Here is a 16,266-nt window from a genome sequence, read left to right on the forward strand (position 1 = left end):
CGGATCATGGGCAGGATCAGAGTGGGCAAGCCCGACGTGCGGCCCGACACCCCGGCACACGTCCGCGGGCTGCACCAGGGAAATGCCGGCCCCTACCACCGTCAACAGGGACACCACAAGGACGGCACCGCCGACGCCCGGCGGTCCACCGGCATCCACTGGAAGAAGCACGACGCCCTCCTGAAGATCATGCCGAACATCCCGCCCGGGTGACGGGGCACGGCACGGACCGACGCGGGCAGACCAGGAAAGGAACGCGGATGACAGCCAAACGGATGCTGGTCGCAGAGGCCGTCGTGGTCGGCGGTCTGGCGCTCGCCTTGCTCGTCAAGGAGATGCCCGGGATCGTACGCGAGGTCAGGATCTGGCGGATGGTCGGTCTCCGCGCCGGCTCACGGCACCCGCGCTGATCCGGCTCGGGACAGGACGCAGGGACTCAGGGACAGGACGGTCTCAGGACGGGACGGTCTCAGGACAGGACGAAGTACCTGAGCCAGACGTAGAGCAGTGACAGGGCGACCGTCACCGCCGTCACGACCAGCCCGTACTTGGTGAACTGCCAGAAGGAGATCGGCTGCCGGTTGCGCTCCGCGATGCCGAGGACCACGACGTTGGCCGAGGCGCCGATGGCGGTGGCGTTGCCGCCCAGGTCGGCCCCCAGGGCCAGCGCCCACCACAGCACATGGTCGCCGCCACCGCCCATGTGGTGCACCAGGTCCGCGGTGATCGGCGCCATGGTGGCCACGTACGGGATGTTGTCGACGACCCCCGACAGCACCGCCGAGGCACCGAGCAGCGTCATGGCCCCGCCCAGCTCGTTCCCGCCGATGACACCGGCGAGCGCCTGGGAGATCCGGTCGACGACACCCGTTCCGATCAGTCCGCCGATCATGATGAACAGCCCGCCGAAGAAGGCGAGCGTCGGCCACTCCACCTCGGCCAGGACGTCGCCCGTCTCCACCGCGGACACCGCCACGAGCAGCCCGGCGCCGAGCAGCGCCACGACGCTCGGGGCGTAGTGCAGCACCGGGTGCAGCACGAACCCGGTGACGACCAGGCCCAGCACGACGAGACCCTGGGCCAGCATGCGCGGGTCGCGGATCGCCTCGCGCTCCTCCAGCGCCATGATCTCGGCGGCGCGGTCCTCGTCGAACCGGAGCACGGCGCGGAACATGAACCGGCACAGTCCCAGCAGGACCACGACGAGCACCACGACCAGCGGCGCGAGATGGACGAGGAAGTCGTTGAAGGTCAGTCCCGCGCGGCTGGCGATGATGATGTTCGGCGGGTCGCCGACCAGCGTGGCGGTGCCGCCGATGTTCGACGCCATCACCTCCGCGATCAGGAACGGCGCCGAGGGCACCGCCAGCCGCTCGCACACCAGCAGGGTCACCGGGGCGATCAGCAGCACCGTGGTGACGTTGTCGAGCAGCGCCGACGTCACCGCCGTGATCACCACCAGCATGGCCATGACCCGGAACGGCTGCGCGCGGGCCCGCTTGACGGCCCAGATCGCCAGGTACTCGAACATGCCGGTCTTCTTCAGCACGCCGACGATCACCATCATGCCCATGAGCAGGAAGATGACGTTCCAGTCGACCCCGGTGTCCTCGGAGTAGAACGCCGACACGTCGTCGGTCGCGCCGATGGCCAGCATCAGGCCCGCCCCGCCGAGCGCGACGGCGACACGGTGGATCTTCTCGCTGATGATGAGGGCGTAGGCGCCGACGAACACGGCGACGGCCGCCCAGCTGTGCCAGTCGTTCACGGTGCTCCGGTCGGTAGACGGACGGGTCGGAGGGGGACGTATCCCCTGCTCGCCGACCAGACTTCCCGGCACACCGGGAGGCACCTTACCCGTCCTTGACGCCCTTTTGACAGATCCCTGATCCGTCCACGGCTATGCGTGCACCCGGCAGGACGGGGCACGGCATCGACCGGCTCATGACGCGGCGCGCAGCAGCCGCTCCAGCAGATGCGAGGCGGTGATCACCCCGAGCAGCCGCACGCCCGCCTCGTCCCTGTCGACGACCGCGACCAGTGGACTGCGCACCTGCGCCATCAGCGCGGCCACCTCCAGCGCGGTGTCGTCCGGGGAGGCGACCGGTGGCTCGGGCACCGACGTCGACAGGCAGTCACGCACCGTGCGGCCCTTCAGCGCCTGGCAGAGCCGGTCGGCGTGGCGCTCGTCGACCACCGCGGCGAGGGTCGGGTCCTCCATGACGTACGCCGGCACCACGGCCTTGATCATCTGGGAGGCGGGCAGGATCGCCTTGGGCGCACCGTCGTCGTCCAGCACGAGCAGCGCGGGCAGCCGGTGCTCGGCCATCAGCCGCGCGGCCTCGGTCGCGTCGGTGTCGACACCGACCGTCTCGTACTCGACCGCCAGGTCACGTGCGCGCACGAGCCGCTCCCACTTCTCGTCTAGGTCCTGTTGCCGGTGTGGCCGTGTTCGACAGCGCCATTGTGACGCACCCGCCGTGGGCTGCCCGGCCGCTGCGCCGGTGGCCGTGGGCCGGGTCGGCCGCCCCGGGGGTCGGTGCGGCGGCGGTGCGGCCGGCCGGGTGAACCGCGGATGCGGGTGCGGTGCGGCGCGCCTAGCGTCGACAACACACGCCGGCGGGGGTGATCGGGAGGAAGCGGACATGGGCCGCAGCAGACGCACCGCGCACGAAGCCGGTGACCGCGACGCCATGGACGACCTCCAGGGGGACGTTCAGGAGGATGTCCAGCCGAGTCCGGAGCCCCGAATACCCGGCGTGGCGGAACAGTTGTGGCCCGCGGACGGGACCATACCCCGGCCCCGCAGACTGCGGCTGCGCATGGCACGGGCCGACCCCGTGTCCGTCCTGGCGGTGAGCTTTCTGGTGTCGCTGGGACTGGCGGTGTGCACGGCCGTCACCCTGCCACCCGTGTGGGTCCTGCTCGCCCTCCTGGGCCGCGACCCGTGGCCGTCTCCCGGCTGGGCACTCGCCCTGGGCATCTGCGCGGTCGTGCTGACCACCACCTCCGCCACGGTGTGCAGCCTCCTCTACAACGTCTCGTGCCGGTGCGCCGGCGGCATCGAGCTGACCCTGGCCGAGGACGCCCCGGCCGCGGCGGCACCCGCGCCGAAATCGGAACCGGCGGAGCAAGGAGCACGGCCCGGCCCATGACCGGGACCGGTTCACCCGGGGCGGGGACCGCTTCACCCGGGGACCTGGACCGCTTCACCCAGGCCGCCGCTGGGAGGGGCGCCGGGCGTCGGGGCCCGGACCGTCGGGCTCGACCCGCGGCGTGTCCCAGCCACCGGAGGCCGCGGCACCGGCCAGTCCTATGCTCCCCGCGCCGATCAGCGCCACGCCGATCACCTCGGGCAGCACCCGGACCCCGAGCCCGATGTACTCCTCGAACAGCGCCCAGCCCAGCGCCACGCTGGTCACCGCGTCCCCGAGGGTCAGCGCGGGCTGCGAGGCGGTGAGGCTGCCCGCTCGGAACGCGCTCTGCAGCAGCAGGAAGCTCAGGCCCCCGACGACGACCGTGGCATACGGCGGCCACTGCGTCAGCAGCGCGCCGAGTCCCTGGTCGAACCGGCCCGTGACCTCCTTCAGCAGCGCCGCCGTGGCCGCGAACGACACCGCGGACGCCAGCCCCAGCAGCGCGGCCCGCGGGGCGCCACGCACCAGGCGGGACGCCAGGAGCACCGCCACCACCACACCCAGCAGCGCCGCGCCCGCCTTCAGCCAGAGGTCCGGCGGAGCGGTCGACGTGCCTTCCGGCGGCGAGGCCGCGCCGAGGAAGAGGGCCAGTCCGACGGCGAGGGCGGCGAACGCCAGCCAGGTCCGCCGGTCCGGGCGGCGGCGGAAGACGAGGCTGCCGACGGCGAGGGTGAACAGCAGCTCACTGGCCAGCAGCGGCTGCACCACGGAGAGACTGCCCACGGACAGCGCCGCCGCCTGCAGCACGGTGGACACCGCCAGCAGCCCGGCGCCCGCGAGCCAGTACGGGCGCCGCAGCACACGGGCCAGCCACCGCACCGCCTGCCGCGCCCCGGAGCCGCCCCCGGACTCGTCCGTCGCGGCCCGCCGCTGGAGCACGGAGGCCGAGGCGTTGGACAGCGCCGCCAGCAGGGTGAGCACGATGGTCAGGGCGCTCACCGGCAGTCGTCCGGCCTCGGTGGCGAGCCGGCGGTCGAGCCCGCCGCGGTGGCGGCCGGGGAGCCGGAGGGGAGGTGGGACACGGTGGCTTTCCTGCGTCGACGGCGGACGCCGGGGGGAGGCGGCCGCTGCCGCTGCCACCCGGGTCCGGACGGGCTGGGCCGTCACGGAGTATCCCGGCAGCCACGCCACCAAACGCCCGGACAGAACCTGGCTAGTGCCCCTGCGGCAGCCAGTGGTGCTCGCAGAACCAGCGCCCGAACATCGCGCCGCCGTAGACGACGAAACCGACCCCGGTGAGCCAGGACTCCACGACCAGCACGATGCCGACCGTGCCGTAGCTGAGCGCGTTGTCGACGATGAGCGGGGTGAAGACCAGGTAGGAGAAGACGCGCAGGCCGCCCAGGCCCACCATGGTGGCCAGCGCGCCGGGCAGCAGGGTGCGCCAGTGGAGCTGGCCGCCCAGCAGGAAGTGCTGGCTCCACCAGAAGAACAGCGCGCCGGTGGTCGCCGACAGGGTGATCCGCGGCCAGCCGTGGAACTCGTGCCCGGTCAGCACCTCCTGGTAGAGGTACGCGCTCATCACGGCCAGCCACGTCGCCTGCCGCCACACGCGGTGCCACGGGCCGGGCGGCAGCCCCCAGATCCGCTCGTAGCCGTTCTGGACGCTGCCCGCGAAGGAGATGCCGAACACCGCGAGCAGGATCCCGCCCCAGACGCTGGTGGTGCCGATCACCTTGACCGGGGGACTGATGATGTCGGAGAGGATGCGCGCGGACCGGCCGGACAGGCCCATGCCGTCGACCAGCCATGACGCGAAGCCGCCCTCGCCGAGGGGGTCGGCGGCGGCGATGACGATGAGCAGGGGCGCCAGGGTGACCAGGGCGAGGGTGGCGAACCCCATCGCCCGGTGCATCAGCTCCAGATCGCGTCCGCGCCGGACCAGGGCCAGCGCGGCGAGCCGGTGCTCCAGGTCGAGCACCGCCTGCCGGAGCCGCGGGAAGTGACGCTTCACGCCCGTCATCCTGCACACATGGACGGCCGCCCGCCGCCCGGGACCTCCGTCCGCTCCCTCCGGGCCCGGCTACCCGGCCCCCGCCGGATACTCCGTGACCACCTGGGACTCCCTGGGGTGGTCGGTGGACGTGCCGGCGGCGAGGGCGGAGGTGAGGGCGAGCAGCGCGAAGACGAGGGCGGCGAGGAGGAACACATGGTGCCGCCGCTCGGCTCTCGGCCGGGGTGCGGTGATCTGTTCGAACGTCGCCAGCTTCTCCGCCAGGAGGGGATCCTCGGCCACCAGTCTCTTCTCGATCCGCGCGAGTTCACGCTCGAAGTTCACGTTCACGGTGGACTCCTTCGGGTCCGGCGGTACGGCCCCGCGACGATCGGCGCACGCGGCGGACCCCGCGGACACCATGGTGACTCCCGGCGCACCGCACCGCACAGCACGCGCGCACCACCGCGCGGCGGAACCGACGCGGGCCGCATGTCCGCAGTACCCCCGTGGCGCACGGTGACGCGAAAGGCGGCGCGAGAAAACCGGCACCGGCTCAGCGGCGGGTACGGCGGGTGGCCGCGTCGCGGATGCGGTCGAGGGGGCCCCACAGCTGGGTGGTGAGCCTGACCAGCGGTGCCGAGGCCGGGGCCGCGGGGCGCGGCCGGGTCGGTGCCGCCGCCCTGGTGTCCCGTACCTTCGCGCCCAGGTCCCGCAGGACGTCGGCGGGACACAGCGCCTGGAGCCGGGGGAACAGCAGCTGTTCCACCTCGACGACGTGCCGCGTCACCCGGGTGACCAGCGACAGCAGCAGTTCCACGAACTCCTCGCCCGCCGGGTCCGCGGCCTCCAGTGTCTTCAGCAGCTCCTCGATCTCCTGGAGTTCGCGCAGTTCCCCCTCCGCCCAGCCGTCACCGTCCGGCAGGAAGCGGCGGACCGCCGGGTACAGATGGGCCCGCTCCGCCGTCGCATGGCGCACCAGTTCCCGGGCGGCGCGCTCCACCAGGGCCAGGCGCTCGGGGGAGCCGGGCCGTGCGGACCGGATCCCGTCGAAGAGGGACCGGACCCGGCGGTGGTCCTCCGTCAGCTCCTCCACGATGCCGCCTCGACTGTCCACAGCTGCTCCTCGCCGGAGCGCCGGGCCCCTCTGCGCTCCTGGTGCGTCCCCCGGCCGCGACCGGGCCGGAGGCGTCGTAGGTGTCTTACCCGCGGAATTGGGGGGTGCCCCCGGCACGCCTGCGGCATGCGCTCGGGCCGTACACCCAAGATTGAAACACCCGGCAGGCGGGCGCCCCCGGGCCCGCCGCGCCGCCCGGGCTGCCCGGCGGACGCCGGACGGACACACGAGGAGCGTGATGCGGGCGTGCTGATGCGGCGCCGCAAGGCGAGAGTCGAAGCCAGGGCCCGGCAGGCGGCGTTCCAGGCCTACGTCGTCGCCGACCGGCGCGCGCCCGTGTCCGAGCTGGCCGGACAACTACTGCGCAAGGCCTTCCCCGACCACTGGTCGTTCCTCCTCGGCGAGATCGCCCTGTACAGCTTCGTCGTCCTGGTGCTCACCGGGTCCTTCCTGACGCTCTTCTTCGATCCGAGCCTGGCCGAGGTGCGCTACACGGGCTCCTACGGGCCCCTGCGGGGTCTGCTGGTCTCCAAGGCGTACGACTCGACCCTGCAGCTGAGCTTCGACGTGCGCGGCGGCCTGCTGATGCGGCAGATGCACCACTGGGCCGCCCTGGTGTTCGTGGCGGCCGTGGGCGTGCACATGCTGCGGATCTTCTTCACCGGCGCCTTCCGCAGACCGCGCGAGCTCAACTGGACCGTGGGGGTGACGCTGTTCATGCTGGCGCTGCTGGAGGGGTTCGCCGGCTACTCCCTCCCGGACGACCTGTTGTCCGGCACGGGCCTGCGCACCGCCAACACCATCGTGGAGTCGATCCCGGTGGTCGGGACCTACCTCGCCTTCTTCGCGTGGGGCGGCCCCTTCCCCGGCGACGCGATCACCAAGCGGCTGTACATCGTCCACGTGCTGTTCGTGCCGGGCCTGCTGATCGCGCTGATCGCGGTGCACCTGATCATGGTGGTGTACCTGAAGCACACCCAGTGGTCCGAGCAGGGCAAGACCAACCGCAACGTGGTGGGGCAGCCGATGTTCCCCTCGTTCGTCGGGAAGTCGACCGGGCTGTCGCTGATGGTCTTCGGGGTCCTCGCGGTGATGGGGGCGATCGCCCAGATCAACCCCATCTGGGCCTTCGGCCCGTACATCCCCGACCAGGTGTCCACCGACGCCCAGCCGGACTGGTACGTGGGGTTCCTGGAGGGCGCGCTGCGCCTGATGCCCGGCGTGGAGTGGAACGTCGCCGGGCACACCTTCATGTGGAACGTGCTGCTCCCGGCGGTGGTGCTGCCGGGGCTGCTCTTCCTGGTGCTCTACTGCTATCCCGTCTTCGAACGCTGGGTCACCGGGGACCTGGTGGAGCACCATCTGTGCGACCGGCCTCGGGACCGCCCGGTGCGCACCGGGCTCGGCGTCGCGGCGATCGTCTTCTACGCCGTGCTGCTCCTCGCGGGCGGCAACGACGTGATCGCCACCGTGTTCCTGGTCTCCGTCAACGGCCTCACCTGGATCTTCCGCGTGCTGGTGTTCGTCGGTCCGGTCCTCGCGTACCTGATCACCAAACGCGTCTGCCTCGCACTCCAGATGCACGAACGGCGGCTGCTGGAGGAGGGCGAGGAGACCGGCGAGGTCTACCAGGACCTCCCGGGCGGCATGACGGAGAGCCACGAGGGACTCGACCGGCGCCGCCGCTACAAGCTGCTGGTCAGGGACATCCCGCTGCCGCTGAAACACCCGGGCCCCGACGCCCCGCTGCGTCGCCGGCTCCAGGCCCGGCTCAGCGCCTGGTACTACGGCGAGCGGGTGGAGGTGCCGACGACGGCGGAGGAGCGTCTGCAGATCACCGGCCGCACGGCCGATCCGGTGTCGGGCGGGGTCGGTTCCCAGGAGTGAGCGCCGGTTCCGCACGGGAGTGACGCACCAAGTCCCCATGGGCGCGACGGTTGTGGCGTGTCCGCGCCTGAGGACGCGGACACGGCGTGCTCCTGTGTGTCACCTCCCGGCGCCCAGGCGTGCCTTGCCGATGGTCAGGCCCATGGCCGCAAGGCCCAGCACCACGGTGATCGCACCGACCCAGCAGTTGTTCCAGATGATGCCCGCCCGCGCGGTGTGCAGGACGGTCACCACCCAGGGCGAGATGAACAGCCACACGCCGAGTGGGACGAGCGCCCACGCCAGTCGGAACATGCGTTCCGGGGCCAGCGCCAGGCCGACCCCGATCATGGCGATGGCGAGGCCCACGATCAGGTTGTTGACGGTGATGGCGGGCTGGATCGCGAAGTGCACGACCCAGGGGGAGATCGCGGCGTAGAGGCCTGTCAGTACGATCAGGCCCTCGACGGCCATCGCCGGGCCGCTCGACGCGGTGCGCTCGAGCCGTTCCCGCATCTCCGCCATCTCGGGATGCGTACCCATCATCTCCGGATGGGCGCCCACGTCACTGGAGCGATGTGGATACGACATTGCTGTCGTCTCCTCTCCGAAAGGGGAGTCTTTTGCCTTATGCAAGGGTTCCCCTGTTCGGGTGACTTATGCCGTTTTTATGTCGATTTCCAAGGATTCCTGGCATGGCAGGCGGTCCGTGGTGCGCGGCCGGGCTCAGGCGTCGTCGCGCCCCACGAACTCGAACACCATGCCGAGGAGCCCGACGGCGAAGACCCCGAAGCCGATCACGAAGAGCCAGAAGCCGTAGATGACGCCGACGGCGCACGTGGCCACGCCCGCGGCCGTGATCACCGGGTTCCTGCTGTGCGGCGGGAAGAAGTCGACGCGGCCGCTGCGCTCCCGGATCTCCCCGGTCGGCCGGTCCTCGGGCCGCTCCCCCTTGCGCCGGTGGTTGATCAGGCAGAAGAAGGCGATCAGCGACGCCATGAAGCAGGAGACGGTCAGCGCGGCGATACCGGCGGGCTCCCGGGCGAACCAGATGTAGGCCGCGTCCGTGAGCAGGAAGAACACGGCCACGCCGGCGAAGAGGTAGGCCTCGGACTTCATTCGCTCTGCCTCCCCAGGGTGTCGGGTGTCGCCTCCACGGCTCCGTGCTCCGTAGGCGGCAGTTCCTGCGCGATCTCCGGATGGTGCAGGTCGAAGGCGGGGGAGTCGGAGCGGATGCGCGGCAGCTCCGTGAAGTTGTGCCGGGGCGGCGGACACGACGTCGCCCACTCCAGCGACCGGCCGTACCCCCACGGGTCGTCCACGTCCACCTTCGTCCCGTAACGGGAGGTCTTCCACACGTTGTACAGGAAGGGCAGCGTGGACAGGCCGATGAGGAAGGCGCCGATCGACGAGACGGTGTTCAGGGCTGTGAACCCGTCGGCCGCCAGGTAGTCGGCGTAGCGCCGGGGCATGCCCGCCGCGCCGAGCCAGTGCTGGACGAGGAACGTCGTCTGGAAGCCGACGAAGAGCGTCCAGAACTGGATCTTCCCCAGCCGCTCGTCGAGCAGCTTGCCCGTGATCTTGGGCCACCAGAAGTAGAACCCGCCGAAGGTCGCGAAGACGATCGTCCCGAAGAGCACGTAGTGCAGATGGGCGACGATGAAGTAACTGTCGGTCACATGGAAGTCCAGCGGCGGGGAGGCGATGAGGACACCGCTGAGGCCGCCGAGCAGGAAGGTGACCATGAAGCCCATCGCCCACAGCATCGGGGTCTCGAAGGAGAGGCTGCCCTTCCACATCGTGCCGATCCAGTTGAAGAACTTCACCCCCGTGGGGATCGCGATCAGGAACGACATCAGGGAGAAGAACGGCAGCAGGACGCCGCCCGTGGCGAACATGTGGTGGGCCCAGACGGTGGCCGACAGCATGGTGATCGAGATGGTCGCGCCCACCATGCCCACGTAGCCGAAGACCGGTTTGCGGCTGAAGACCGGGATGATCTCCGTGACCACACCGAAGAACGGCAGGGCGACGATGTAGACCTCCGGGTGGCCGAAGAACCAGAACAGGTGCTGCCACAGCAGCGCGCCGCCGTTGGCGGGGTCGTAGATGTGGGCGCCCAGCTTGCGGTCGGCCTCCAGCGCCAGCAGCGCCGCGGTGAGCACCGGAAAGGCCGGCAGCACCAGGATCGAGGTGAACAGCACGTTCCAGGTGAACAGCGGCATCCGGAACATGGTCATGCCCGGCGCGCGCAGGCACAGGATCGTGGCGATGAAGTTGACGGCGCCGAGCGTGGTGCTCAGACCCGCGACCACCAGCCCCATGGCCCACAGGTCCCCGCCATGGCCCGGGCTGTGCACGGCGCTGTTCAGCGGCGCGTAGGCGAACCAGCCGAACGGCGCCGCCCCGTTGTCGACCGCGAACCCGGACACCACGGTCAGCCCGCCGAACAGGAAGAACCAGTACGTCAGGGCGTTCAGCCGGGGGAAGGCGACGTCGGGGGCGCCGATCTGCAGCGGCATGATGGCGTTGGAGAACCCGGCGAACGTCGGCGTCGCGAACAGCAGCATCATGATCGTGCCATGGATCGTGAACAGCTGGTCGTACTGGTTGTTGTCCATGATCTGCAGGCCCGGCCGGGCCAGCTCGGCCCGCATGAACATCGCCATGATGCCGGCGGCCAGGAAGAAGCCGAACGCGGTGACCAGGTACAGATTGCCGATCTTCTTGTGGTCGGTGGTGGTCAGATAGTCCCGGATCTTCTCGCCCGTACGGCCGCGGGGCGGCCGCACGGTGTGCCGCGGCTCGTCCACTCCGGGATGTGTCTGTGACATGAGCGCCCTCCACGCGCTTCGGCCTGCTACGCGCTCAACCGCCGGACGGACGGGCGGAGGGCCCGGACCGGGGAGCCGACCTGGTGTGGATGTACAGCTCCCGCCGGTCTTCGACCGGGATCCGGGGCGGCAGGGGCAGCTCGTAGCGGACCGGCCGGCGGTGGTCGGCGAGCTGGCGTCGCGGGTTGTAGACGCCGTTGAACTTCCACAGCATGCGCGCGAAGTTGGTCTGACCGTGTGCCAGCCGGCCGGCGAGGACACGCGCCGCGCCGAACGCGGTGCGCAGGCCCAGGTGCTTGCGGTTGATGACCGACTGGGTGCGCACCAGCTCCTCGTAGAACCGGTCCAACGGCAGCGTGGTGGGGACCACGGCGTGCTGGATGTCGAACAGGCGGTAGTCGCGGGTGGTCAGCCGGCGGGACTCGGTGTGCCAGATCTCGGTGCCCGGATAGGGGGTCATCACCGTCAGGTGCACGATCTCCGGGACGGACAGGGCGAACTCGCGCACCAGGCGGAAGCGTTCGGCGTCCCAGGCCGGGTCCACGATCAGGTTGATGGCGACGTTGATACCCAGCCGCCGCGCGGTCCGAAGGGCGCGGAAGTTGTCGTCCGGGTTGACGCGCTTGCGGAACAGGTCCAGGCCCTCGGCGTCCAGGGCCTCCATGCCCAGGAACATGTAGCGCAGGCCCAGCCGGGCCCAGCGTTCGAACACCTCGGTGTGGCGCAGCAGCACGTCCGCGCGGGTCTCCAGGTAGTACTGCTTGCGGACCCGCCGGCGCTCCAGTTCGGCGGCGATCGCGTCGCCGTGCTCGGGACGGATGAACGCGACGTCGTCGACGATGAACACGTTGGGTTCGGCGATGGAGGCCATCTCGTCGGCGGCGGCCTCCGGGGTCGCCTTGCGGTAGCTGCGCCCGTAGAACGTCCAGGCCGAGCAGAACGAGCAGTCCCACGGGCAGCCGCGGGTGAACTCCATGGAGGCGCAGGGGTCCAGCTCGCCGATGAAGTAGCGGCGCCGATGGCGCATCAGGTCCCGTGCGGGCCGCGGGGAGTCGATGCTGTGCAGCATGCGCGGGGCCGGCCCGTGCCCGTCGATGGTGACGATGCCGGGCACCTCCCGCAGACCCCCGTCCCGCACCGCCTCCAGCAGCGGGGCCATCGCCGGCTCCCCCTCGCCCCGCACCACGGCGTCCACGGCACCCCGCGCCTGGCGCAGCACGTCGTCGGCCACGAAGGAGACGCTGTGCCCGCCGAAGAAGACGAAGCAGTCCGGCAGCGCCTGCTTCACGGCGCGGGACAGGTCGATGGCCTCGGGAATGTTGGCCAGGTAGTTCAGCGAGAAGCCGAGCACGTGCGGACGGAAGGAGTGCACCACCCTGCGCAGGTCCCGGTGGCGCAGGACCTGCAGATCGACCACCCGTACCTCGTGTCCGGCGTCGCGGGCCGCGGCGGCCACCCGCTCCAGGCCGAGCGGCTCCAGCCTGAGGAAGATCTCCGAGTACATCAGGGCACTGGGATGGACGAGCAGGACGCGCATGGATCACCTCGGGTTCCGCGGCGGGATGCGGGGGAGCAACCACGTGAGGCGGTACGGGCACGGCACCCGGCGCTCCCCGGCCTTCCCGTCGGTGGACGACTGCGCCCGGCGTCCATGACGGGTCGTGACAGGCGCACGGCGTACTTCATTCGGTCCCGTTCCCGCCGGGCTTCATGCGGGCCTTCGTCCGGCTGCTGCGCACGTTCCGCCTCACGGGCGACCCGGCCGGTGTGTCGCCGCGGCGGCCGGACCGGGGCCGGGCGGACGGCGGGCCGGCCGCGTCGTCGCCCCACGTCGTTTACGCACCCTGCGCTCGGGTCACCCGCTGGTGACGACGTGAGGACGACGGCCGAGGTGTGCGAGGGAGTGCGTGATGGCGGTGACGAACGGCACGGAACCGGGCGCCCGCCCGCCCCTCGACGCGTGCCGGATCGAGGCCGTCGACGTGCACGCGTTCGAGCTGCCCACCGACGGTCCCGACGGCAGGGAGCAGGACGGAACCCTGGAGTGGGAGTCCACCACCATGGTCCTGTGCCGGGTGCACGCGGGCGGGCGCACGGGCATCGGCTACACCTACGGCGACGTGTCGCTCGCCGCGTTCCTGTCGGGCACGCTCGCCCCCCTGCTCGAGGGACGGCCGGTCTCCTCGCCGCCCGCGCTGTGGGAGCTGATGGGCAGGCGGATCCGCAACGCGGGCCGGCCGGGAGCGGGGGCCATGGCGGTGTCCGCCGCCGACATCGCCCTGTGGGACCTCAAGGCCAGGCTGCTGGACCTGCCGCTGGTCCACGCCCTGCCGGCCTGCCACGACCGGGTCCCCGTCTACGGCAGCGGCGGCTTCACCAACTACTCGCTGGCCCGCCTCACCGAGCAGCTCACCGCCTGGACCGAACAGGGCATCCCCCGCGTGAAGCTGAAGACCTCACGGGAACCCGACCGCGACCCGCAGCGGCTGACCGCGGTCCGCCGGGCGATCGGCCCCGGACCCGAACTGTTCACCGACGCCAACGGGGCCCTCGGCCGCAAGGAGGCGCTGTACTGGGCGCACAGGTTCCACGACGAGTGGGACGTGCGCTGGTTCGAGGAGCCGGTCAGCTCCGCGGACATCGAGGGCCTGCGGGCGCTGCGGCGCAGCGGGCCGCCTCGGCTGGAGATCGCCGCGGGCGAGTACGCGTACACCACACGGGACTTCGTCAACCTCGTGGACGCCGAGGCGGTGGACTGCCTCCAGGCGGACGTCACCCGCTGCGGCGGCATCACCGGCGTGCTGGAGGTCGCCGGCCTCGCGGCCGCCCGTCACCTGGACCTGTCCGCGCACTGCGCGCCCGCGGTCTCCGCCCACGCCTTCTGCGCCGTGCGCCGCCTGCGGCACCTGGAGTACTTCCACGACCACGTCCGGTTCGAGCGGCTGGTGTTCGACGGCACGCTGCCGCCCGTCGACGGCGCCCTGCGCCCCGACACCGGCCGGCCGGGCCTCGGTCTGGAGGTCAGGTGGGCCGACGCCGAGCCGTACCGCGTCCACGGGCAGCGACCCGCCTGACCGGGTTCCGACAGACCTGACCGGGATCCGCCCGTCCGACCGGGCCCGGGGGACGGGGCTTCGGGCGGCCGCGCCGACCGGCCATCCGGTCAACTGCGCCTACCGGCTGGGCAGATGGTGTGCCAGACTGCGGTGATCGACGACCCTGTCCGACGTCCGCCGCACTCGCTCGACGGAGGAGCCCGCCATGGCGACCGGAGCCCCCGACCTCCCGGCCCCGCAGACGGACACCGGCAAGGCGCACCCGGCCCGGGTGTACGACTGGCTGCTCGGCGGCAAGGACAACTACCCCGTGGACGAGGCCGTAGGGCGCATGCTGCCGCCCCAGGCGCGCGACGGCGCCCGGCAGAACCGCGCGTTCATGCACCGGGCGGCGGCCTGGCTCGCGGCGCAGGGCATGGACCAGTTCCTCGACATCGGCACGGGCATCCCGACCGAGCCGAACCTGCACCAGATCGTCCAGCGGGTGGTGCCCACCGCGAAGGTCGTCTACGCCGACAACGATCCGATCGTGCTGCGGCAGGCCGAGGCCCTGCTGGTCAGCCGGCCCGAGGGGATGACCGACTACATCGAGGCCGATGTGCGCCGGCCGGACCGGATCCTCGAGCACGCCCGGAAGGTGCTCGACTTCGAACGCCCCGTGGCGCTGTCGCTGATCGCGCTGATGCACTTCATCCCCGACGACCAGGACGCCCACGGCATCGTGCGCGGACTGCTCGACGCGCTCCCGTCGGGCAGCTACCTCGTGCTGACGCACGCCTCGTCCGACATCTTCCCGGAACTGGCGCGGCAGGTCACGGACGAGTACGCCAGGGGCGGCATCCGCCTCGGCTTCCGCAGCCGCCCGGAGGTCGCCCGCTTCTTCGAGGGACTGGAGCTCGTCGGCCCCGGCCTGGTCACGGCCCCCGAGTGGTTCACGTCACCCCCCGAGCCGCGGCCCGAGGACAGCGGCATCTACGCCGGCGTCGCTCGCGTCCCCTGACGCGGCGTGCGGGCCGCGAGGACACCGGACTTCCTCCCCTGCCCGAGGTGCGAGAAGTGAGCGCAGCCGTCAGCGCGGCGGCTGGTCGGGGCCCCGGTCCTGGTCGCGCATCTGTTCCTTGAGCCGATCCTGGCCGGTGTCCACCTGGCTGCGGTACTTGCCCTGGGTGCGCTCGTCGATGTAGTCACCACCCTTGTCGATGCCCTTGCCGGCCTGCTCCTCGTGACCCTTCAGCAGCCCCTTGAGCTTGTCCATCATGCTCATTGCGTGCTCCTTCACGGCGAGGGTTCACTTCCAGCATGGCCGACCCCTCCCGGGGACGCATCCGCAGCCGACGCGGGCCGGGAGAGGGCCGCAGGGGCGTGCCACGGCCGGGTCACGGCACGCCGGACCGTGTTCAGCGCACCGGGAAACCGAACGAGTACCCCTGCTGCTTCAGCCAGGGCAGCACCTCGCGCAGCGCGGCCACGGTCTGGGAGCGGTCGCCGCCCGCGTCGTGGAAGAGGATGGTCGGACCGTTCGCGACCTCCTTCTCCACCGTGGCGACGATGGCCGCCGTACCGGGCCGCTCGAAGTCCTTGCTGTCGACGTTCCAGCCGAGGGGCCGCATCCCACGGGACGCGGCGAGGCCGCGGCTGTACGGGGTGAAGGCGCCGCCCGGGGCGCGGTAGTACATGGGGCGGACACCCCCTGACGCCTTGGTGATCATACGTTCGGCGTCCAGGATCTGCTGCGACTGGTAGGCCTGTGACTTGTGGTCCATGCCGGTGTCGTGCGACACCGTGTGGTCGCACAGCCGGTGCCCGGCCGCCACGACCGCCCGTACCAGGTCGGGGTGCGCCTGGGCCTGTGTGCCCACCATGCAGAAGGTGGCCTTCACGCCGTTGTCCCGCAGCACCCGCAGCACCTGCGGCGTCCACACCGGGTCGGGTCCGTCGTCGATGGTGATGTTGACGCCCCGGGCGCCGCGGTCCGAGGCATGGACGATCGTCTCCGACACCTTCGCCGGCGCGGAGCCCCCGGCCCCGGCCGCCGGCGCGGAGGGCCGCGCCGAGACGCCCGTCCCCGCATGCTGCTTCCCGGTGGGATCCGCCTGTGCGGTCCAGACCGAGGTGGCGGCGGCCACCGCGGTCACCCCGATCGCCGCCGCGAGCACCCGACCGTGCCATCCCCGCCCCGCATGCCGCACCATGTCCGCCCCGCTCCTCGCCGTCCGTGTGCTTCCGTGCACCCGTCAGGACGGCACAACGCCCCTTGGGGATC

Annotated in this window: 18 protein-coding genes; 6 read left to right on the forward strand and 12 right to left on the reverse strand. The window is 71.4% G+C overall.

What is annotated here, in order from left to right:
• Positions 1-6: 6 nt before the first annotated feature.
• Entirely contained in the window at positions 7-213 is a 207-nt protein-coding gene (locus IE318_RS35850) for a hypothetical protein (protein ID WP_189907092.1), read from the forward strand.
• Between the two features lie 47 nt (positions 214-260).
• Positions 261-410, forward strand: a complete 150-nt coding sequence (locus IE318_RS35855) for a hypothetical protein (RefSeq protein ID WP_189907094.1) — start codon at positions 261-263, stop codon at positions 408-410.
• 59 nt (positions 411-469) lie between these two features.
• Here the strand turns inward: IE318_RS35855 and IE318_RS35860 are convergent, their stop codons facing one another.
• Positions 470-1,768, reverse strand: a complete 1,299-nt coding sequence (locus IE318_RS35860; RefSeq protein WP_030179488.1) for an ArsB/NhaD family transporter — start codon at positions 1,766-1,768, stop codon at positions 470-472.
• Positions 1,769-1,942: 174 nt separating this feature from the next.
• Entirely contained in the window at positions 1,943-2,404 is a 462-nt protein-coding gene (locus IE318_RS35865) for a CBS domain-containing protein (RefSeq protein ID WP_189907096.1), read from the reverse strand.
• Between the two features lie 241 nt (positions 2,405-2,645).
• On the opposite strand from IE318_RS35865, the gene IE318_RS35870 reads away from it, so the two are divergent.
• Complete coding sequence (locus tag IE318_RS35870) at positions 2,646-3,155, forward strand: DUF3566 domain-containing protein (RefSeq protein WP_189907097.1); 510 nt, start codon at positions 2,646-2,648, stop codon at positions 3,153-3,155.
• 54 nt (positions 3,156-3,209) lie between these two features.
• On the opposite strand, the gene IE318_RS35875 is transcribed toward IE318_RS35870, so the two are convergent.
• The 4 genes from IE318_RS35875 to IE318_RS35890 all read right to left on the reverse strand — a co-directional run bounded on the left by IE318_RS35875 (position 3,210) and on the right by IE318_RS35890 (position 6,247).
• Positions 3,210-4,136 carry a DMT family transporter gene (locus IE318_RS35875; protein WP_189907098.1) on the reverse strand — a complete coding sequence of 309 codons (927 nt, stop codon included), beginning with the start codon at positions 4,134-4,136 and terminating at the stop codon, positions 3,210-3,212.
• A gap of 214 nt (positions 4,137-4,350) precedes the next feature.
• A complete protein-coding gene (locus tag IE318_RS35880; RefSeq protein WP_229903977.1) occupies positions 4,351-5,160 on the reverse strand; it encodes a YhjD/YihY/BrkB family envelope integrity protein in 810 nt (269 codons plus the stop codon).
• Between the two features lie 60 nt (positions 5,161-5,220).
• Positions 5,221-5,481, reverse strand: a complete 261-nt coding sequence (locus IE318_RS35885) for a DUF3040 domain-containing protein (protein WP_159007135.1) — start codon at positions 5,479-5,481, stop codon at positions 5,221-5,223.
• Positions 5,482-5,686: 205 nt separating this feature from the next.
• A complete protein-coding gene (locus tag IE318_RS35890; protein WP_189907099.1) occupies positions 5,687-6,247 on the reverse strand; it encodes a hemerythrin domain-containing protein in 561 nt (186 codons plus the stop codon).
• Positions 6,248-6,493: 246 nt separating this feature from the next.
• On the opposite strand from IE318_RS35890, the gene qcrB reads away from it, so the two are divergent.
• A complete protein-coding gene (qcrB, locus tag IE318_RS35895; protein WP_189907100.1) occupies positions 6,494-8,134 on the forward strand; it encodes a cytochrome bc1 complex cytochrome b subunit in 1,641 nt (546 codons plus the stop codon).
• Between the two features lie 99 nt (positions 8,135-8,233).
• Here the strand turns inward: qcrB and IE318_RS35900 are convergent, their stop codons facing one another.
• From IE318_RS35900 to hpnR, 4 genes are all read right to left on the reverse strand, one after another.
• Positions 8,234-8,704 carry an SPW repeat protein gene (locus tag IE318_RS35900; protein ID WP_030179472.1) on the reverse strand — a complete coding sequence of 157 codons (471 nt, stop codon included), beginning with the start codon at positions 8,702-8,704 and terminating at the stop codon, positions 8,234-8,236.
• A gap of 135 nt (positions 8,705-8,839) precedes the next feature.
• Positions 8,840-9,232 (reverse strand): aa3-type cytochrome oxidase subunit IV, encoded by a 393-nt coding sequence (ctaF, locus tag IE318_RS35905; protein ID WP_189907101.1) that lies wholly within the window; start codon positions 9,230-9,232, stop codon positions 8,840-8,842.
• The gene (gene ctaD / locus IE318_RS35910) at positions 9,229-10,947 is read right to left on the reverse strand and encodes an aa3-type cytochrome oxidase subunit I (protein WP_189907102.1); all 1,719 of its coding nucleotides are present in this window, start codon (positions 10,945-10,947) and stop codon (positions 9,229-9,231) included. Before ctaD ends, ctaF begins: the two co-directional genes overlap by 4 nt.
• A gap of 34 nt (positions 10,948-10,981) precedes the next feature.
• Positions 10,982-12,484 carry a hopanoid C-3 methylase HpnR gene (gene hpnR, locus IE318_RS35915; protein ID WP_189907104.1) on the reverse strand — a complete coding sequence of 501 codons (1,503 nt, stop codon included), beginning with the start codon at positions 12,482-12,484 and terminating at the stop codon, positions 10,982-10,984.
• A gap of 373 nt (positions 12,485-12,857) precedes the next feature.
• On the opposite strand from hpnR, the gene IE318_RS35920 reads away from it, so the two are divergent.
• Together IE318_RS35920 and IE318_RS35925 are read left to right on the forward strand one after the other, a co-directional pair.
• On the forward strand, positions 12,858-14,021 hold the full coding sequence (locus tag IE318_RS35920; RefSeq protein WP_051844801.1) for an enolase C-terminal domain-like protein: 1,164 nt from the start codon (positions 12,858-12,860) through the stop codon (positions 14,019-14,021).
• A 187-nt stretch (positions 14,022-14,208) separates the two neighbouring features.
• The gene (locus IE318_RS35925) at positions 14,209-15,003 is read left to right on the forward strand and encodes an SAM-dependent methyltransferase (protein ID WP_189907106.1); all 795 of its coding nucleotides are present in this window, start codon (positions 14,209-14,211) and stop codon (positions 15,001-15,003) included.
• A gap of 69 nt (positions 15,004-15,072) precedes the next feature.
• On the opposite strand, the gene IE318_RS35930 is transcribed toward IE318_RS35925, so the two are convergent.
• Entirely contained in the window at positions 15,073-15,267 is a 195-nt protein-coding gene (locus IE318_RS35930) for an antitoxin (protein WP_030179458.1), read from the reverse strand.
• A 133-nt stretch (positions 15,268-15,400) separates the two neighbouring features.
• Positions 15,401-16,195: a polysaccharide deacetylase family protein gene (locus tag IE318_RS35935; protein ID WP_189907108.1), complete on the reverse strand. Its 795-nt coding sequence runs from the start codon at positions 16,193-16,195 to the stop codon at positions 15,401-15,403.
• Between the last annotated feature and the right edge of the window lie 71 nt (positions 16,196-16,266).

The sequence above is a fragment of the Streptomyces spiralis genome, from assembly GCF_014654675.1.
GTDB classification, from domain to species: domain Bacteria; phylum Actinomycetota; class Actinomycetes; order Streptomycetales; family Streptomycetaceae; genus Streptomyces; species Streptomyces spiralis.